The organism is Pseudomonas sp. EA_65y_Pfl2_P78 (assembly GCF_963970495.1).
GTDB lineage: Bacteria > Pseudomonadota > Gammaproteobacteria > Pseudomonadales > Pseudomonadaceae > Aquipseudomonas > Aquipseudomonas baetica_A.
The window spans coordinates 30,237-49,692 of record NZ_CAXAON010000032.1 but is presented as its reverse complement, the minus strand read 5'-3'; the positions used below and the strand labels follow the sequence as shown (position 1 = coordinate 49,692).

16 protein-coding genes and 2 tRNA genes are annotated in these 19,456 nt (G+C 58.8%); 4 read left to right on the top strand and 14 right to left on the bottom strand.

Annotated features, from left to right (window positions below; genetic code table 11):
- Window positions 1–22 precede the first annotated feature (22 nt).
- From dnaB to rnr, 7 genes are all read right to left on the bottom strand, one after another.
- Window positions 23–1,420, bottom strand: a complete 1,398-nt coding sequence (gene dnaB, locus AACY02_RS21470) for a replicative DNA helicase (RefSeq protein ID WP_339433667.1) — start codon at window positions 1,418–1,420, stop codon at window positions 23–25.
- Between the two features lie 121 nt (window positions 1,421–1,541).
- A complete protein-coding gene (rplI, locus tag AACY02_RS21465; protein WP_003186385.1) occupies window positions 1,542–1,988 on the bottom strand; it encodes a 50S ribosomal protein L9 in 447 nt (148 codons plus the stop codon).
- A gap of 19 nt (window positions 1,989–2,007) precedes the next feature.
- Window positions 2,008–2,901 (bottom strand): hypothetical protein, encoded by an 894-nt coding sequence (locus tag AACY02_RS21460; RefSeq protein ID WP_339433666.1) that lies wholly within the window; start codon window positions 2,899–2,901, stop codon window positions 2,008–2,010.
- A 36-nt stretch (window positions 2,902–2,937) separates the two neighbouring features.
- Window positions 2,938–3,168 (bottom strand): 30S ribosomal protein S18, encoded by a 231-nt coding sequence (gene rpsR / locus AACY02_RS21455; protein WP_002551829.1) that lies wholly within the window; start codon window positions 3,166–3,168, stop codon window positions 2,938–2,940.
- Window positions 3,169–3,196: 28 nt separating this feature from the next.
- Window positions 3,197–3,619 carry a 30S ribosomal protein S6 gene (gene rpsF / locus AACY02_RS21450; RefSeq protein ID WP_003236224.1) on the bottom strand — a complete coding sequence of 141 codons (423 nt, stop codon included), beginning with the start codon at window positions 3,617–3,619 and terminating at the stop codon, window positions 3,197–3,199.
- Between the two features lie 307 nt (window positions 3,620–3,926).
- Window positions 3,927–4,691, bottom strand: coding sequence for a 23S rRNA (guanosine(2251)-2'-O)-methyltransferase RlmB (rlmB, locus tag AACY02_RS21445; RefSeq protein WP_221733085.1), 765 nt, complete (start codon window positions 4,689–4,691; stop codon window positions 3,927–3,929).
- The gene (gene rnr, locus AACY02_RS21440) at window positions 4,688–7,318 is read right to left on the bottom strand and encodes a ribonuclease R (RefSeq protein ID WP_339433665.1); all 2,631 of its coding nucleotides are present in this window, start codon (window positions 7,316–7,318) and stop codon (window positions 4,688–4,690) included. Before rnr ends, rlmB begins: the two co-directional genes overlap by 4 nt.
- Window positions 7,319–7,544: 226 nt before the next feature.
- Between rnr and AACY02_RS21435 the strand changes: the two genes are divergently transcribed.
- The 4 genes from AACY02_RS21435 (at window position 7,545) to AACY02_RS21420 (ending at window position 10,664) form a co-directional block, all read left to right on the top strand.
- A tRNA-Leu gene (locus tag AACY02_RS21435) sits at window positions 7,545–7,631 on the top strand.
- A gap of 180 nt (window positions 7,632–7,811) precedes the next feature.
- Window positions 7,812–7,898: transfer RNA gene (locus tag AACY02_RS21430), tRNA-Leu, on the top strand.
- 190 nt (window positions 7,899–8,088) lie between these two features.
- Window positions 8,089–9,099, top strand: a complete 1,011-nt coding sequence (locus AACY02_RS21425; protein ID WP_339433664.1) for an extracellular solute-binding protein — start codon at window positions 8,089–8,091, stop codon at window positions 9,097–9,099.
- Complete coding sequence (locus AACY02_RS21420) at window positions 9,099–10,664, top strand: ABC transporter permease (protein WP_339433663.1); 1,566 nt, start codon at window positions 9,099–9,101, stop codon at window positions 10,662–10,664. The genes AACY02_RS21425 and AACY02_RS21420 overlap by 1 nt, the downstream gene beginning before the upstream one ends.
- Window positions 10,665–10,744: 80 nt before the next feature.
- On the opposite strand, the gene AACY02_RS21415 is transcribed toward AACY02_RS21420, so the two are convergent.
- The 7 genes from AACY02_RS21415 to hfq form a co-directional block, all read right to left on the bottom strand.
- Complete coding sequence (locus AACY02_RS21415; RefSeq protein ID WP_339433662.1) at window positions 10,745–12,679, bottom strand: methyl-accepting chemotaxis protein; 1,935 nt, start codon at window positions 12,677–12,679, stop codon at window positions 10,745–10,747.
- A 139-nt stretch (window positions 12,680–12,818) separates the two neighbouring features.
- Window positions 12,819–14,111, bottom strand: a complete 1,293-nt coding sequence (locus AACY02_RS21410; protein WP_221733090.1) for an adenylosuccinate synthase — start codon at window positions 14,109–14,111, stop codon at window positions 12,819–12,821.
- 54 nt (window positions 14,112–14,165) lie between these two features.
- Window positions 14,166–15,353 carry an ATP phosphoribosyltransferase regulatory subunit gene (locus AACY02_RS21405; RefSeq protein WP_221733091.1) on the bottom strand — a complete coding sequence of 396 codons (1,188 nt, stop codon included), beginning with the start codon at window positions 15,351–15,353 and terminating at the stop codon, window positions 14,166–14,168.
- A gap of 312 nt (window positions 15,354–15,665) precedes the next feature.
- Window positions 15,666–16,535 (bottom strand): protease modulator HflC, encoded by an 870-nt coding sequence (gene hflC / locus AACY02_RS21400; protein ID WP_221733092.1) that lies wholly within the window; start codon window positions 16,533–16,535, stop codon window positions 15,666–15,668.
- Entirely contained in the window at window positions 16,535–17,707 is a 1,173-nt protein-coding gene (hflK, locus tag AACY02_RS21395; RefSeq protein WP_339433661.1) for an FtsH protease activity modulator HflK, read from the bottom strand. Before hflK ends, hflC begins: the two co-directional genes overlap by 1 nt.
- 96 nt (window positions 17,708–17,803) lie before the next feature.
- On the bottom strand, window positions 17,804–19,105 hold the full coding sequence (gene hflX, locus AACY02_RS21390) for a ribosome rescue GTPase HflX (protein ID WP_339433660.1): 1,302 nt from the start codon (window positions 19,103–19,105) through the stop codon (window positions 17,804–17,806).
- A 12-nt stretch (window positions 19,106–19,117) separates the two neighbouring features.
- Window positions 19,118–19,384, bottom strand: coding sequence for an RNA chaperone Hfq (gene hfq / locus AACY02_RS21385; protein ID WP_339433659.1), 267 nt, complete (start codon window positions 19,382–19,384; stop codon window positions 19,118–19,120).
- Window positions 19,385–19,456: the final 72 nt, after the last annotated feature.

The following is a 19,456-nucleotide window of genomic DNA, read 5'->3' as shown; positions in this document are numbered from 1 at the left end:
GCCGAATGATTTCGGCCAGCCATCACTCGTCGTCGTCGAAGTTGTAACTGCCCGGCGCGAGGTTTTCGAAACGCGTGTATTTACCGATGAACGCCAGGCGGATAAAGCCGATAGGGCCGTTCCGCTGCTTGCCGATGATGATTTCGGCGATGCCCTTGTGCTCGGTTTCCGGGTGATACACCTCGTCCCGGTACACAAACATGATCACGTCGGCGTCCTGCTCGATCGCTCCGGATTCGCGCAAGTCGGAGTTTACCGGGCGCTTGTTGGGGCGTTGTTCCAGGGAACGGTTGAGCTGCGACAGAGCCACTACCGGGCAGTTGAATTCCTTGGCGAGGGCTTTCAGGGATCGCGAGATTTCGGAAATCTCGTTGGTCCGGTTGTCACCGCTGGAGCCGGGGATCTGCATCAGTTGCAAGTAGTCGATCATGATCAGGCCGACATCGCCGTGCTCACGCACCAGACGTCGAGTACGCGCGCGCATTTCCGACGGGCTGATACCGGCGGTGTCATCGATGAACAGCTTGCGATCGTTGAGCAGGTTCACCGCTGAAGTCAGGCGTGGCCAATCATCGTCTTCCAGTTGGCCGGAACGCACCTTGGTCTGGTCGATACGGCCGAGCGAGGACAGCATACGCATGATCAGCGATTCGCCTGGCATCTCGAGGGAATACACCAGCACGGCCTTCTCACTGCGCAACACGGCGTTTTCCACCAGGTTCATCGCAAAGGTGGTTTTACCCATCGACGGACGACCGGCGACGATGATCAGGTCGGACGGTTGCAGACCGCTGGTTTTCTCGTCGAGGTCGGTATAACCAGTGGACAGGCCGGTGATGGCGTTGTCGGTGTTGAACAACGTATCGATGCGGTCGATGGCTTTGGTCAGCAAATCGTTTACGCCGACCGGGCCACCGGTTTTAGGCCGGGCCTCGGCGATCTGGAAGATCTGGCGTTCGGCTTCGTCGAGAATCTCGGCGGCCGTACGGCCTTCCGGGTTGAAGGCGCTGTCGGCAATTTCAGTGCTGATGCCGATTAACTGGCGCAAGGTCGCTCGCTCTCGAACGATCTGCGCATAGGCTTTGATGTTGGCGACGGACGGTGTGTTTTTCGCCAGTTCGCCGAGATAACCGAGGCCACCGACTTGCGACGTCTGACCTTCCTTGTCCAATTGCTCGGCAAGGGTCACGACATCGATCGGCATGTTCTGATCGGCCAGTTTGGCGATCGCACGGAAAATCAAACGGTGGTCATGTCGATAGAAATCGCCATCGGAGACTTGATCGAGCACGCGTTCCCAGGCGTTGTTGTCCAGCATCAGACCACCGAGTACAGCCTGTTCGGCTTCGATGGAATGCGGCGGCACCTTCAGGGCGGCGGTTTGCAGATCGTATTGCTCAGGAGCGGAGATTTCGTTCATGGCCACTTGGAGTCAGGGTTGAAAACGGGAGTACCAGAAAGACAAAGGGCACGACCTGTAAACAGGATCGTGCCCGATGTTAACCGTCTGACGGGCAAGCCGCCAGCCGATCAGGTGTTACTTAAGCTGCGACCACGACAACGCGTACGGTGGCTTCAACTTCGGCGTGCAGGTGCACGGCTACGTCGAATTCGCCTACGTTGCGGATGGTGCCGTTCGGCAGACGAACTTCGCTTTTCGCAACTTCAACGCCGGAGGCGGTCAGTGCGTCAGCGATGTCGTGAGTACCAATCGAACCGAACAGCTTGCCTTCGTCGCCAGCGGTGGCAGTGATGGTCACTTCCAGCTCGGCCAGTTGGGCAGCACGGCTTTCAGCCGATGCTTTACGGTCTGCGGCAGCTTTTTCCAGCTCGGCACGACGCTCTTCGAACGCAGCCAGGTTGGCAGCAGTCGCAGCGGTCGCTTTGCCGAAAGGCAGCAGGTAGTTACGGCCGTAACCGGCCTTAACGTTTACTTTGTCGCCCAGGTTGCCCAGGTTGGCGATTTTTTCCAGAAGGATCAGTTGCATGTGGAAATCCTCTTAACTTTTAACCTTCACCGTTCGCGCTGTCGGTGTCTTTCGACACGTGACGACCGCGAAAATCAATCAGGCTGTCGACAATGGCCAGAACCACGAGCAACGGATAGATCAGCTGCATGAACAGCAACAGCGTGACGTACAACCCCACCAGCCAGAAACCGGCCAGTCGCTTCTGCCCGACCAGCCCGTGAATCAGGGCAAGTCCGGCGAACACCAGCGGTACACTGCACAACGGCGTCAACATGGCCATCTGTGCACCGAGATTCGGGCCCAGAAGCATCAACGCCAGCAGTAACATCGCCGGCCCCAGCGGGATTCGGATGGCGCGAAACTCGCGACCAAAACCACCCGGGTTGTACAACAACGCCTGCCAATGACGCCCGACAATCAGGCTCAGCACGCTGACGATCTGCAACAAAGCCGCAATCAGCCCGGTCAGGACCGGTGCAATCAGGGACGCGAAACGCGCTTGCTCATCGACCGACAATTGCTTGTAGGTCTCACCGAGAAGCGCTGGCATGACCTTTATAAGGGCCTGCGCGAGCATCTCGATCTGGGCTGCAAACGCCGCCCCGAGCACCACTGAAAACACCACTCCAATGGCTACGCTGACCAGCAGCGTGCGAACCCAGGACTCACTTGCGCGCAAAACCAACGCAAGCCCCGAAGACCCCAGCAGCACTAAAAGTGCGCGTGGATCATCGGCATACAACCACCAGACCAATGCCGGCAGCAGCCCCAGGGACAGAACGCCGAGGGCGTCCGTCAATCCGCGCCGCAGAAGCACAAGGCTCCCGGCGGCAGCACCCAACCAATACAACAACGGCAATGTTGCACATCCGGCCACCACGAGAGTGGCCTGCATACGGCCTCGCATGATGAACTCAGCTAAGGCACGCATGCATTCAATCCTTTGCTACTTGTCGACTGCCCGGTCTCAGCGGCCGTGGCTGTCGGTGTAGGCCAGCAGGGCCAGGAAGCGGGCGCGCTTGATAGCGGTAGCCAGCTGACGCTGATAACGAGCTTTGGTACCGGTGATGCGGCTTGGAACGATTTTGCCGGTCTCGGATACGTAGGCTTTCAGAGTGTTGAGATCTTTGTAATCGATCTCTTTCACGTCTTCAGCGGTGAAGCGGCAGAATTTACGACGACGGAAGAAACGTGCCATTTGATAGGCTCCTTAAAAGGTCCGTGGATTACTCGTCAGCGTTATCGCTGTTGTCGCTGTCATCACTATCAGCGCTATCAGCGCCTTCGTGCTCAGGACGGTCGCGACGCTCACGGCGCTCACTGCGGTTTTCTTCAGCCTTGAGCATCTCGGATTGGCCGGTAACGGCTTCTTCGCGACGGATGACCAGGTTACGGATCACTGCATCGTTGTAGCGGAAGTTGTCTTCCAGCTCGGCCAGGGCCTTGCCAGTGCACTCAACGTTCAGCATCACGTAGTGAGCCTTGTGAACATTGTTGATTGCGTAGGCCAGTTGACGACGGCCCCAATCTTCCAGACGGTGGATTTTGCCGCCGTCTTCTTCGATCAGCTTGGTGTAACGCTCAACCATGCCGCCGACTTGCTCGCTTTGATCCGGGTGGACCAAAAAGATGATTTCGTAATGACGCATGAATGCTCCTTACGGGTTGTAGCCTGCCGCTCAAAAACGGTCAGACAAGGAGTGAATGACACTTATGGACTTGCCGGTGCGGGGCACATGCGTGCCTGCCGTGACAGCAAGGGGCGCAATTGTAGAGAAGGGACTGAAGAGGTGCAAGGCAATTGGTGATTATTTGAACAATCACCAATCCTGCCTTCACCACAAACCAATGTGGGAGCGGGCTTGCTCGCGAATGCGATACATCAGGCAACATTGTTGTCGACTGACACTGCGCCTTCGCGAGCAAGCCCGCTCCCACAATTGATTGCATACAACTTTATTTCTTGGCGGAGGCCTTGGCTTTGACGCCACGCTGGCGCTGCGCTTCGAACAGGCATACCCCCGTCGCCACGGACACGTTGAGACTGCTGACGCTACCGGCCATCGGCAGATTCACCAGATAGTCGCAATGTTCGCGAGTCAGGCGACGCATGCCTTTGCCTTCGGCGCCCATGATCAGGATGGTCGGGCCGGTCAGGTCCTGGTCATAAATGCTGACCTCGGCCTCGCCCGCCGTACCGACAACCCACAAACCGCGCTGCTGCAGCTTTTCCAGCGTGCGCGCAAGGTTGGTCACTGCCACCAGCGGAATTACTTCCGCCGCACCGCAGGCCACTTTACGCACGACGGGCGTCAGGGTCGCCGACTTGTCTTTGGGCACGATCACGGCGAGCGCACCAGCAGCATCCGCCGAACGCAGACAGGCACCGAGGTTATGCGGATCGGTCACGCCGTCGAGCACCAGCAACAGCGGCGCGCCTTCGGTGCGATCAAGCAACTCGTCGAGCATCGCCTCGCCCCAGACCTGGCTAGGACTCACGTCCGCGACCACGCCCTGATGCACGCCTTCAACCCAAGCGTCCATTTCACGTCGCTCTGCCTGACCGACCTGGACACGATTTTCATTGGCCAGTTCGATCAGGGTCTGCACACGCGGATCGTTACGGCTTTCGGCCAGCCAGATCTGCTTGACGCGCTTGGGGTGGTGACGCAACAACGCTTCTACCGCGTGAACGCCGTAGATTTTTTCCAACTGACTCATGACTTCGCCTTCGGTTTACGTGCTCCGCCACTTTTGGCTGGAGCAGAACCCGCCTTCGGCGGGCCTTTACGGTGCTTGCTCGGTTTGGCTGGCTTGCCGCCGGTCGCCTTTTCAGGCGCCGACCGCCCGGTCTTTCCCCCGGACGCCGCTTTACCACCGTTTTTGGCGTCGGAAAGCAGCGCTTTCTTCATTTCACGGCTTTTACGCAGCTCGGCATTTTTCGCCACGGCATCGCTTGGGCGATAGGCTTCGACAGCTTTTTCCTTGGCCGGACGGCGACTGGCGGTTTTTGCCGGCGCCTTTTCTTCCGAAGCCTTGGCGGCTGGAGCAGCCGTTTCGTGACCGCGTTTTTTGCGACCAATCGGTGCGCTGATGGTTTTTTCCGCCATCTCGAAGTCGATCTTGCGCTCGTCAAGATCGACGCGCATCACGCGCACTTCAACGGTGTCGCCGAGACGGAAGCTACGACCGGTGCGCTCGCCCGCCAGGCGGTGATGCACAGGATCGAAGTGGTAGTAATCACCCGGCAGCGCGGTGACATGCACCAGGCCTTCGACGTAGATATCGGTCAGTTCGACGAACAGGCCAAAACCGGTCACGGCGGTGATCACACCCGGGAACGATTCGCCCACGCGGTCTTTCATGAACTCGCACTTGAGCCAGTTCACTACGTCGCGGGTCGCTTCGTCGGCACGGCGCTCGCTCATCGAGCATTGCTCGCCGAGTTGCTCCAGTGCCGCTTCGTCGTACGGATAGATGCGCGCTTTCGGAATGGTCATCGCGCCGGCACGACGAACGTGCGGGGTGTCCTGTTTCGAATGGATCACGCTGCGGATCGCGCGGTGCGTAAGCAGATCCGGGTAACGACGGATCGGCGAAGTGAAGTGGGTATAGGCTTCGTAATTCAGGCCGAAGTGGCCCTGATTGTCAGCGCTGTACACCGCTTGGCTCAGCGAGCGCAGCATCACGGTCTGGATCAGATGGAAATCCGGACGGTCCTTGATGCTCGCCAGCAAGGCCTGATAGTCCTTCGGCGACGGGCCGTCCTTGCCTTTGTGCAGGGACAGGCCAAGTTCACCGAGGAAGGCGCGCAGTTTTTCCAGACGCTCCGGCGGCGGACCATCGTGGACACGATACAGCGCCGGGATTTCGTGTTTCTTCAGGAATTCGGCAGTGGCCACGTTGGCCGCCAGCATGCATTCCTCAATCAGCTTGTGCGCATCATTACGGGTGGTCGGGCGGATTTCGGCAATCTTGCGCTCGGAACCGAAGATGATCCGGGTTTCCTGAGTCTCGAAATCGATCGCGCCACGCACATGACGGGCGGCCAGCAACACTTTGTACAGCGAATAAAGCTGCTTGAGGTGCGGCACGACGTCGGTGTATTCGCCACGCAATTTACGCGCTTCGGCAACCTTCGGCGTTTCCAGCATCGCGCTGACCTTGTTGTAGGTCAGACGAGCGTGAGAATGAATCACCGCCTCATAGAAGCAGTAGTCAGTCATTTCGCCAGACTTGGAGATGGTCATCTCGCAAACCATGGCCAGACGATCGACATGCGGGTTCAGCGAGCAGAGGCCGTTGGACAACTGCTCTGGCAGCATCGGCACTACGCGCTCAGGGAAGTACACCGAGTTGCCGCGCACCTGGGCTTCGTTGTCCAGCGCCGAACCGATTTTCACGTAACTGGAAACGTCGGCAATCGCCACGTACAACTTCCAGCCACCGGAGAACAGTCGCAGCTTGCCAGGCTTGGCTTCGCAATAGACCGCATCGTCGAAGTCGCGGGCATCTTCGCCGTCGATGGTGACGAACGGCAGATGGCGCAGGTCGACGCGCTTCTCTTTGTCTTTGTCTTCCACTTCCGGCTTGAGCTTGGCGGCTTCTTTGAGAACCGCTTCAGGCCAGACGTGCGGAATATCGTAGGTACGCAGGGCGACATCGATTTCCATGCCCGGCGCCATGTAGTTGCCGACCACTTCAACCACATCGCCTTGCGGCTGAAAGCGTGGTGTCGGCCAGTGAGTGATCTTCACCTCAACGAACTGGCCGATCTGGGCGTTGGCATTGCGACCCGGGGTCACCAGCACTTCTTGCTGGATCTTCGGGTTATCCGCAACGACGAAGCCGATGCCGCCCTCTTCAAAGTAGCGACCGACAATGCTTTCGTGAGCACGGGTCACCACTTCAACGATCACACCTTCGCGGCGACCGCGACGATCGAGGCCGGAAACACGGGCCAGCGCGCGATCACCGTCGAACACCAAGCGCATTTGCGCCGGGCTCATGAACAGGTCATCGCTACCGTCGTCCGGCACCAGGAAGCCAAAGCCGTCACGGTGACCGCTGATGCGACCGAGGATCAGGTCGAGCTTATCCACCGGCGCGTAAGTACCACGACGGGTGTAGATCAGTTGAGCGTCGCGCTCCATGGCGCGCAGACGGCGGCGCAGGGCTTCGACCTGGTCTTCTGTGGTCAGACCAAACTCTTCGACCAGTTGCTCGCGGGCAGCAGGCGAACCCCGATCGGCGAGATGCGCCAGGATCAGTTCGCGGCTAGGAATAGGGTTTTCATATTTTTCCGCTTCACGAGCGGCCTCGGGATCGAGGGACTGCCAATCGGCCATTAGATAGTTTTCACCTTGTCTATATACGGGTTAGTTTGGCATAGGCGCCATCAAACGGGAAATTTCCGACTCTATAAGGCCCTTCTGAAGCCCTGTATCGAAGCTGGAAAGCCGTTTTGAACACCGCCGGTAAAAAAAACCATTTTTTTTGCTGGCAGGGGTTTACAGTTAAAAAGACGCTCCGTATAGTGCGCGCCATCGACGACGCACATGCGCTGCCGATACTGCCCAGATGGTGAAATTGGTAGACACGCCAGCTTCAGGTGCTGGTGACCTTACGGTCGTGGAAGTTCGAGTCTTCTTCTGGGCACCAATTTAGAGCTTGAGACTAGATCAGTTTCAAGGCTCACACAAAACCCGCGAAAGCGGGTTTTTTGCATTCTAAGGAACGGTTTTCTTAAAACTGATTTATTAAAATTAAATCAGGGGTTTACAGATTAAAACGCGCTCCGTATAGTGCGCCACATCAACAGCGGCAACGCTAGCGATGATTGCCCAGATGGTGGAATTGGTAGACACGCCAGCTTCAGGTGCTGGTGACCTTACGGTCGTGGAAGTTCGAGTCTTCTTCTGGGCACCAATTCAAATTCAAGGTTAAGGCCTTGGATTTCACAGAAACCCGCGAAAGCGGGTTTTTGCGTTTCTGGCATTTGAAAATCCATTCCCCTCGCCTTAGCAAACCTGCTCGTACGCCACAAGGCGCATTTGAGAAACAATATCGTTTATCATTGTTGCAAGTTTTTGCAATGCGACAGTGAGGAACCCTGCGAATGACGTTTCGAAATACCCTGCGCCGAGGCTTTACCTTCACCCTCCTCGGCCTGGCACTCGCCACTCCCCTCGCCCAGGCTGCCGATGCGGTTTCCCTGACTCTCTACAACGGCCAACACAAGGAAGTCGGCGACGCGATCGCCAAAGCCTTTGAAGCCAAGACCGGCATTCACGTCAATGTCCGCAAAGGCAGCAGCAATCAGCTTGCCAGCCAGATCATCGAAGAAGGCGACCGCTCCCCCGCCGACGTGATCTACACCGAAGAATCCCCTCCACTGAATAACCTCGGCGAACAAGGCCTGCTGGCCAAGACCGATGACGCCACACTGGCCGTACTGCCGAAAAAATACGTCGCTGGCAACGGCACCTGGATCGGCGTCACCGCTCGCGTTCGCGTGGCGGCGTTCAACCCGACACTGATCGACGAAAAAGACCTGCCGAAGTCGGTAATGGAATTCTCCGAGCCGAAATGGCAAGGCAAGATCGGCTTTGTGCCCACCAGCGGCGCCTTCCAGGAACAGGCCGTGGCCATCATCAAAATGCACGGTCGCGATGCCGCCGAAGAATGGCTGACCGGCCTGCGCGCTTTCGGCAAGACCTACAGCAACAACATGGTCGCGCTCAAAGCCGTCGAGAACGGTGAAGTCGCCGCCGTACTGGTGAACAACTACTACTGGTTCGCCCTGCAACGCGAGAAAGGCCAACTGGATTCCAAACTGCACTACTTCACCGGCGGCGATGTCGGCGGCTTGATTACCGTTTCCAGCGCTGCCGTGCTGAAATCCAGCAAACACCCAAAAGAAGCGCAGCAATTGCTCGCCTACATGGCCAGCGAAGAAGGCCAGCGCGTGATCACCCAAACCACCGCCGAATACCCGCTGCACAAAGGCATGGAATCGGATCGCGGCCTCAAGCCGTTCAGCGAACTGGAAGCGCCGAACGTCACACCGGCCGATTTGGGCAATGCTGAACAAGCACTGGAGCTGGAACGTGAAGTTGGCTTGAACTGATGACCGCATCGTTATCCGCCCCCGCCGCGCGCGGGGGGTACGTGCCACGGCGCAAGCGACCATCGATCTGGCTGGTACTGCCGGTATTGCTATTGGTGGTCTTGAGCCTGTTGCCGCTGGCCTACGTTGGGATAAAGACCTGGCAGGCCGGCTGGGCCGAGGCGCTGCATTTGTTGTGGCGCCCCTATGTCTTCGGTCTACTGCGCAATACGCTGGCCTTGATGGTCGGCGTGACTATCACCTGCGGCGTGATCGGTCTGTCGCTGGCCTGGCTGCTGGAGCGCAGCAATCTGCCGGGGCGGCGTTTGTGGGGTGTGATCCTGTGCCTGCCGTTCGCGGTTCCGGCGTTTGTCAGCAGCTTCACCTGGGTTTCGCTGAGCGCACAGTTCGAAGGCCTCGGCGGCGCGATTCTGGTGATGAGCCTGTCGAAATACCCGCTGATCTTTCTCCCAGTGGCGGCAACCCTGCGCAATCTCGATCCTTCTCTCGAAGAGTCAGCCCGCACCTTGGGGCAGAATCGCTGGGGCGTTTTTTTCCGGGTCACCCTGCCCCTGCTCTGGCCATCGCTGCTAGCGGGCTCGCTGCTGATCGCCTTACACATGCTGGTGGAGTTTGGCGCACTGTCGATCATTGGCCTGCAAACCTTTACCACGGCGATCTACCAACAATTCGAACTGGCATTCAGCAACGCCAATGCAGCAATGCTGTCCGCCGTGCTGCTCGCGCTGTGCCTGGTGCTGCTGTGGCTGGAACTGCGAGTACGCGGCAAGGGTCGGCATGTGCGCACCGGGCAAGGTGCGGCGCGTCAGGCTGAACAGGTTCAGCTGGGGCCTTGGGCGGCGGTCGGCCAGTTGTATTGCCTGATCCTGGCAATCATTGGCAGCGCGATTCCACTGGGCATGCTGGCGTACTGGCTGGCTGCAGGCTCTTCGGCTGCATTCCCGGTTGCGGCCATTACCGAGGCGCTGCTGTCATCGCTGGCGTTATCGCTAGGTGGCGCGGCACTGTGCCTGTTGCTGGCAGTGCCGGTCGGGCTGCTGGTGGTGCGCTATAAAGGCCAACTGGCGATCTGGGCCGAACGCTTGCCGTATCTGCTGCATGCGTTGCCGGGTTTGGTGATTGCGCTGACGCTGGTGTATTTCGCCCTGCACTACGTGCCTGTGCTGTATCAAACGTCCGGCCTGTTGCTGATCGCTTATGCGCTGTTGTTCCTGCCGCTGGCTCAGGCTCCGATCCGCACGGCACTGAACAAGGCAGCGCCGCAACTGGAAGAGGCTGCACGCACACTGGGCGCATCGTCGTTTACGGCGTTTTGCCGGGTGACACTGCCGATCATCTTCCCGGCATTGGGCGCAGCGTTTGCGTTGGTGTTTCTGGATGCGATGAAGGAATTGACCGCGACGTTGCTGCTGAGTCCGACCGGTCTCAATACGTTGGCAACCGAGGTGTGGGCGCATACGGCGAATGTCGAGTTTGCGGCCGCAGCGCCTTATGCGGCGCTGTTGATTGTGGTTTCTGGATTGCCGGTTTATCTGCTGACAACCCGGATGTACCTGAGCCGCTGAAACGGCCATCGCGAGCCGACTCACTCCCACAGTGGAATGCATCCCCTGTGGGAGCCAGCCTACTGGCAATCGGATCTGAATCACGCCCTGAACTGCCCCAGGCTCGCCTTGAGCTGGGCCGCCAAACCATCCAGCACCTTGCCACTGGCCGTGGTCTCCACCACCGCTTGAGCCGCTTTCTCGGCTTGAGCATGAATCGTCTCGACCCGCCCACGCACTGCCTGTGCACCTTGCGCCTGATGCGCCGCCGCCTGCGTGGCCAAACCAATTGCCGCGTGCACCTGCTCGACCGACACCTGCACAGATTGCTGTAAGCGCGCACTGTCACGCAGCACCAGCAAACCTTCGCTGGCCTGACGCCCAGCCTGACCAATCGCCTCCACCGCCTCACGCGCGCCCTGCTGCAAAGCCACAATGTGCGCTTGAATGTCGCCGGTAGAACTCTGGGTTTTACTCGCCAGTGCACGAACCTCGTCCGCCACCACGGCGAAACCGCGCCCGGTCTCGCCCGCCCGCGCCGCTTCGATAGCCGCGTTCAGCGCCAGCAAATTGGTTTGCTCGGCAATCCCGTGAATCACTGTCAGCACGACTTCAATCTGCTCGCTCTGCTGCGCCAGTCGCTCGATGACTTTTGCCCCGGTATCGACCTGTCCGGCGAGCGCCTCGATCAGGCTGCCGACCTTGGCCGACGTGCGGGTGTTTTCATCGGTGGCCTGTCGAATGTCGACCACCTGCTTCAACGCCGCCTGCATGGCATGGCTTTCCGATTGCGCCTCATCAGCCATTTGCGACAGTGCGCGCAGACTTTCCGCCACTTCGTCGCGCTGCATCCCGGCCGCAGCATCCGCGCCGGCATTGCGCAGGGTCATCGCACCGATTTCCACACCCGTGCGCTGAGCCACGTCGCCCGCCTCGCGCACGATCGGCTGCAACTTATCCACAAAGCGATTGACCGCCGAGGCCATGTCGCCGATCTCATCCTTGCTGTTGATTTGCACACGCTTGGTCAGATCGCCCTCACCCGCTGCGAGATCATCCATCGCCACGTTGAGCATCTTCAGGCGATTGACCACACGATGACCCAAAACCACGGCCAACAACAGCAGCACACCCGCACCGACCAGCGCCAGGCCCATGCCGATCCGCCAGCGCAGAGTCGCGGCGGCGTCCTGCACGGTACTGGCAGTATTGGCTTTCATTTCTACCGCAGTCGATTGCGCCGATTGCAGGCGCGCGCGCATCGCGGTCGCACTGTCGGCTGCCGCGCCTTTGAGGCTGTCGCCAACCAACTGATCACTGCTGGCGATCAACGCCGAGAAGCGCTTATCCAGCGCCGCCAGATCGGTCTCTACGGACGCCGTGGAGACCCCCATCAACACCTTGCCGATTTCCACGCCATTGGGATTGATCGACGCCTCCAGGTAATAGACCGACGGATCGTGCTTCGCCGCATCCAGCACTTTATCCAGTGCACGCTCACCCTGGCCCTTTTCCAGCAAGGCCTTGTTGATCGGGTTTTCGCGATTGAGATAACGGGTCAGGTGCTGACCGGTCGCATCGTCGTACACAACGAACAGCACGCTGGGGTTGCGCTGGGCGCGCCGGGCGAATTCAGACAAGGTCGGTACATCGCTATCCCACATGGCGCGAGGTGCAACGGAAGCCAGCAATTGGGCCATGTCATTGGCCGAATCCTGCAGATCCTTTTCCAGTGTCGCGCGAAGTTGCGCCTGCTCTTCCTTCAAACGCGACGACAGACCCGCGGTCAGCCGCTGACGAGTGTTGGCGGACAAAGCATCAAGACTCGACGTGACTTCACGCCCTGCCTGCTCCAGTTCGCCGGAAAGTTTCTGGCTGTCAGCACCGAGCCGCACCGCCAGATCAGCTTCCAGCGCGGTGACCGTGCTCCGTGTCAGGGCGACGGCCACCAACACCTGCACCAAAAGGGCGATACCAAGGGTAACGAATACAGGCCGCAATAAACGGCTTTGTAACAGTGAGAGAACGGCCGACACTGTGAATACCTCTACGTCTGACGCCATTAATTTGATGGCACTCTTGTAGACAGAATCACAGCAAAGGTCATGCCGTCCAACAGGCATAAACGACAAAGGCCCCAATTAAGGGGCCTTTGTTTTTTACATCAACGACTTATCAAGCAAACGGATGGCGCAGAACGATGGTTTCGTTGCGATCCGGGCCCGTCGAAATAATGTCGATCGGCGCGCCGACCAGCTCTTCGATGCGTTTGATGTAGTTACGCGCAGCCTGTGGCAGCTCTTCCAGGGTCTTGGCACCCAGGGTCGATTCGCTCCAGCCCGGCATTTGCTCGTACACCGGCTCAAGGCCAATGTAGCTATCAGCGTCAGTTGGTGCGTCGATCACTGCACCATCAGCGTTCTTGTAGCCAACGCAGATGTTGATGGTTTCCAGACCGTCCAGTACGTCCAGCTTGGTCAGGCACAGGCCCGAGATGCTGTTCACATCGATAGCGCGACGCAGGATGACGGCGTCGAACCAGCCGCAACGACGGGCACGACCGGTGGTTGCACCGAACTCGTGGCCACGCTTGGCCAGGAATGCGCCAACGTCGTCGAACAGTTCAGTCGGGAAAGGCCCCGAACCTACACGAGTGGTGTAAGCCTTGGTGATGCCGAGGATGTAGTCCAGGAACATCGGACCAACGCCCGAACCGGTGGCGATGCCGCCGGCCGTGGTGTTGGAGCTGGTGACGTACGGGTAGGTACCGTGGTCGATGTCCAGCAGCGAGCCTTGGGCGCCTTCGAACATGATGTCTTTGCCTGCGCGACGCAGGTCGTGCAGTTCGGCAGTGACGTCGAGCATCATCGGCTTGAGCAGCTCAGCGTATTCCATGCACTCGTCGAGAGTCTTCTGGAAGTCGATGGCCGGCTCTTTGTAGTAATTGACCAGTACGAAGTTGTGGTAATCCAGCAACTCGCCCAGCTTGGCGGCGAAACGCTCGCGGTGGAACAGGTCACCGATGCGCAGACCGCGACGTGCAACCTTGTCTTCGTAAGCCGGGCCGATGCCGCGACCGGTCGTACCGATCTTCAGCTCGCCACGGGCCTTCTCACGGGCCTGATCCAGCGCAACGTGGTAGGACAGGATCAGCGGGCAAGACGGGCTGATACGCAGGCGCTCGCGCACCGGCACGCCTTTCTCCTCCAGCTTGTTGATTTCCCGCATCAGAGCGTCAGGTGCAACCACCACGCCGTTACCGATCAGGCACTGCACGCCTTCGCGCAATACGCCCGACGGGATCAGGTGCAAGACGGTTTTTTCGCCGTCGATCACCAAGGTGTGACCAGCGTTGTGGCCACCCTGGTAGCGCACTACGGCGGCAGCATGTTCGGTCAGCAGATCAACGATCTTGCCTTTGCCCTCATCACCCCACTGGGTGCCCAGGACTACGACATTCTTACCCATAACACTTGTCCTCATTCGCGCAAACTTGGTGCCGGCGATGGCCGGCAGGAAAACTCAAGAAGCCAGTGGCGATACTTGCCAAAGCCCGTTCTGCTGAATCAATTGCCGGTCGCAGTCCGCATCACGGGCGGCGGCCAAAGGTTGTCCAGGCAACGCCTGAACAACACGCTGACCCTCACTGCGCAACTGGCAAACCTGCTGCCAGAGTGCCGCATCCGTACTGTCAGGCATCCAGATACCGCCAGACGGTAGCTCGATTTCAGCACGCCCCAGGGTCACCAGGGTTTTCAAATCGGTAGAGAAGCCGGTCGCCGGACGGGCGCGACCGAAGTCGGCGCCGATGTCGTCGTAACGACCGCCTTGAGCGATGGACTGGCCAACGCCCGGCACGAACACCGCGAACACCACACCAGTGTGGTAGTGGTAGCCGCGCAGCTCGCCCAGATCAAAGTACAGCGGCAACTGCGGGAATCGCGCCGACAGACGCTCGGCGATTGCCAGCAAATCTTCCAGTGCCGCCAGCACCGGCGCCGGCGCATTGGCCAAACGCTCACGTGCGGCGACCAGCACCTCGCGGCCACCACACAGGTCGACCAGCGCACGCAGCATGCCGGACAGATCGGCCGGCAAGCCTTCGGTCAACGTAATGACCTCGTCGATCGCCTTGCGTTGCAGCGCATCGAACAACTGCTGCTCAACTTCACCGGACAGGCCGGCGGCGCGCGCCAGACCACGGTAAATGCCGACATGGCCAAGGTCCATGTGCACATCCGGCACATCGGCCAGGTGCAGCATGGCCAGCATCAGGCTGATCACTTCAACGTCGCTGCTCGGGCTGGCGTCGCCGTACAACTCGGCACCCAACTGGATCGGGCTGCGAGAAGACGACAGTGCACGCGGCTGGGCATGCAGCACGCTACCGGCGTAGCACAGACGACTCGGGCCTTCGCGACGCAGGGTGTGTGCGTCGATGCGCGCCACTTGCGGCGTGATGTCGGCACGGAACCCCATCTGCCGGCCCGATTGCGGGTCGATGACCTTGAAGGTACGCAGATCCAGATCCTGGCCCGCGCCGGTCAGCAGGGATTCCAGGTACTCGATATGGGGGGTCACGACAAACTCGTAACCCCAGCTCTGGAACAGATCCAACACCTGACGACGCGCCACTTCAATGCGCGCAGCTTCCGGTGGCAGTACTTCTTCGATGCCATCTGGCAGCAGCCAGCGGTCTACCGTTGCCATTACGCCTTCCCCTTTGATCCGGGCGGCCAGCACTAGGGCGAGCCTTGAGTGAAGCAGAAAATGATCGGGCCATTCAAAACGCACGCGCATGAACGACGCAGCGAAAGGCCTGATACCGGCCTCGCCCATCACTTTCCTCGAAAAACTGTCGAGCTATTCAGCCCGATGTTCTGCAGCAAAAACAGCAATCAAACGTGCAGACGCAAAAAAGCCGGGAATTTCCCGGCTGCCGCATCATACACACGTTTTCCCAAAGGATCACCCCGCCCGAGGTTTTAGCCGCCGGGCGGAATGATTCAGGTCAACGTCGTATCAAGGCTTGGACTTTTCCAGGTAACGGAAAAAGTCGCTGCTTGGGTCGAGGACCATGACGTCGGATTTGTTCGCGAAGCTTTCACGGTAGGCACGCAGGCTACGATAGAAAGCGTAGAACTCCTGATCCTGACCGTAGGCCTTGGAGTAGATCGCAGCAGCCTGGGCATCACCGTCACCACGAACCTCTTCGGATTCACGATAGGCTTCAGCCAGCAGAACGCGGCGTTGACGATCGGCGTCGGCACGGATGCCTTCAGCCAGCTCGTTACCCTTGGCGCGGTGCTCGCGAGCTTCACGCTCACGCTCGGTGCTCATACGCTCGAACACGCTGCGGTTAACTTCTTTCGGCAGATCGATACCCTTGACCCGGACATCGACCACCTCGATACCCAGCTCTTTCTCGGCCATCGTGTTCAACGAAGCAGTGATATCAGCCATCAGCGCGTCGCGCTCACCGGATACCACTTCATGCAGGGTGCGTTTACCGAACTGGTCACGCAGGCCGGATTCCAGACGACGGGACAAACGCTCGTCGGCGATCTGCTTGAGGCCGGAAGTCGCGGTGTAGAAGCGCTCGGCATCTTTCACACGCCACTTGGCGTAAGCATCGACCATCACGGCTTTCTTTTCCAGGGTCAGGAAGCGCTGCGTCGGTGCATCCAGCGTCATCAGACGTGCGTCGAATTTACGCACCTGGTTAACGTAAGGCACTTTCACATGCAGACCTGGCTGAACATCGGCCTCTACCACACGACCGAATTGCAGCATAACCGCGCGCTCGGTCTGAGACACGATGTAGAAGCAGTTCCAGCCAACCAATACCACAACGACGCCAACGATCAGGGCGATCAGCGATTTATTGCTCATCAGCGGGTCTCCCTTGTACGCGACTGCGGCAGGTCAGTGACATGCGGCGTGACATCCGAGTTTTTACTGGCAGCAGCCGAACCGGCGACCGGCGCATTGCTACCCGAACCGCTCTGAATCATCTTGTCCAGCGGCAAATACAGCAGGTTGCTCTGGCCGTTCTTGTTACCAGTCACAAGCACCTTGCTGGTATTGCTGAAGATTTCCTGCATGGTGTCCAGGTACAGACGCTCACGGGTAACTTCAGGTGCCTTGCGGTATTCGGCGACCAGTTTAGTGAAGCGATCTGCCTCACCCTTGGCGCGAGAGACCGTTTCGTCGCGGTAACCGTTGGCATCCTCAAGGATACGCTGGGCCTGACCACGCGCCTCAGGCACGACGCCGTTGGCGTAGGTTTCCGCCTGGTTGCGCGAACGCTGTTCGTCTTCACGCGCGCGGATCACGTCATCGAAGGCTTCCTGCACTTCACGCGGGGCTGCCGCGTTCTGTACGTTCACCTGAGTCACGGTGATACCGGTGCGATAGGTATCGAGGAAGCGTTGCAGACGCTCCTTGATTTCGCTGGCCATCAACTCACGACCTTCGGTCAGCACCTGGTCCATGGCGGTCGAACCCACCACATGGCGCAGGGCGCTGTCGGTTGCATGCTGCAAGCTGATTTCAGGTTGATCGACGTTCAGCACGAAGTCCTGAAGGTTGCTGATCTTGTACTGCACGGTCAGCGGCACTTCGACGATGTTCTCGTCTTCGGTGAGCATTTGACCCTGCTTGGTATAGGCACGCTCACGCGTAACGTTTTCCATGTACTTTTTATCGATCGGCGGGAAATAGATGTTCAGACCCGGGCCAACGGTTTCGTAGTATTTGCCGAAGCGCAGCACGACGGCTTGCTCCTGCTCGTCGACTACGTAGACCGCGCTGTACAGCCAGACAGCCGCCAGCACGACCAGTCCGATGCCGAGCAGACCGCCGAAGCCGCCTCCACTCTTGCCCGAACCACCGCCGTCATCACCACGTTTCTTACCACCACCGAACAACCCGTTCAGGCTTTCCTGCAGCTTACGGAAGGCCTCGTCGAGATCTGGTGGCCCCTTGCGGTCGCCATTATTGCGGCGCTTGCCACCCCAAGGATCCTGATTGTTCGAGTTGCCACCCGGCTCATTCCAAGCCATAGCGCTCTCCATCTGATAAAGCAAAGACGCACCCACGGCGCGCCGACCAATGCTACAGAATGCCTGCCTTCACGGCACAACCGCTTTTTCAGGCTTTTATTGCAAAGTGTGTTGCTCGATGAACTCCATCGGCTGCAATCCTTCGCGGCTTACCAGTCGATTCAACTCGACCCGGGGCAAACGAACGGCCAGCAGACAGATGCCTTCTTCGTCGTGTTCTTCTTTCTGCACCGCACCGAGCTCAAAGAACTGCGCACGCAGTCGAGCGAATCGCTGCGGCAAGCGCAAGGTTCCCACAAACAAATCACTGCCGAGCAACTCGGCAATGGCTTGCTCAAGCAACTCCAGACCACTACCGTCCCGCGCCGACAACCAGACCCGCTGCGGTTTGCCATCGGCATCGCGCTGGATCTGCGGCTCAACACCCTCAAGCAGATCGAGTTTGTTGTATACCTCAAGGATCGGCAAGTCTTGCGCCCCGATCTCACCCAGCACCACCATCACCTGCTCGATCTGCAACATGCGATCCGGCTCGGCCGCATCGATCACATGCAACAGCAAATCAGAGTTGCTGGACTCTTCGAGCGTAGACCGAAATGCTTCGACCAGCTTGTGGGGCAAGTGACGTATGAAACCCACAGTGTCGGCCAGAACGATCGGCCCCAGGTCGTCCAGTTCCAGACGGCGCAAGGTCGGGTCCAGCGTGGCAAACAACTGATCAGCCGCGTACACGTCGGATTTCGTCACGTTATTGAAGAGCGTCGATTTACCGGCGTTGGTATACCCCACCAATGAGACGGTAGGAATATCCGCACGCGATCGGCCGCGTCGCGATTGCTCGCGCTGGCTGCGTACTTTTTCCAGGCGGCCCTTGATCTGTCGCAGGCGAACCCGCAGCAGACGGCGGTCGGTTTCCAGTTGGGTTTCACCCGGACCACGCATGCCGATACCACCACCTTGACGCTCAAGGTGAGTCCAGCCACGAACCAGCCGGGTGCTCATGTGGTCAAGCTGGGCCAGTTCGACCTGAAGCTTGCCCTCATGGGTACGGGCGCGTTGGGCGAAAATATCGAGAATCAAACCGGTGCGGTCGATCACGCGACACTCGAAAACACGTTCGAGGTTACGTTCCTGACTGGGCGTGAGAATGTGATTGAAAATCACCAGATCGGCCTTCTCGGCATGGACCAGGTCGCGTAGCTCCTCGACCTTGCCGCTGCCAATCAGGAATTTGGCGGTTGGCCGATGACGCGGCACGTTAAAAAACGCAACGGTCTCGGCGCCCGCCGAATTAGCCAGTTCCTGAAACTCCTGCGGATCTTCGCGCGCCTCAGGGTCCTGTCCATCCAAGTGAACGAGGATGACTCGCTCACCACCACCGTGGCGCTCAAAGAACAAAGGAGACTCCTATCAGGCGTTACCCGGAGCTGGATCAGCGTCGCCTTGTTCGTTTTCGGCTGCGCTAGGCAGACGAATTGGACGAACCGGCACTACTGTCGAGATAGCGTGTTTGTAGACCATCTGGCTGACGGTGTTTTTCAGCAGGATCACGAACTGGTCGAACGACTCGATCGTGCCTTGCAGTTTGATACCGTTGACCAGGTAGATGGAAACCCCAACTTTCTCTTTACGTAAAGTATTCAGGTAAGGGTCTTGTAGCGAATGCCCTTTTGACATGTGCCGCACTCCTTTAAGGATTCAATAATAAAAAATAGGTAATTCAGATGGCTTTGGCCGCCACACCCCCAA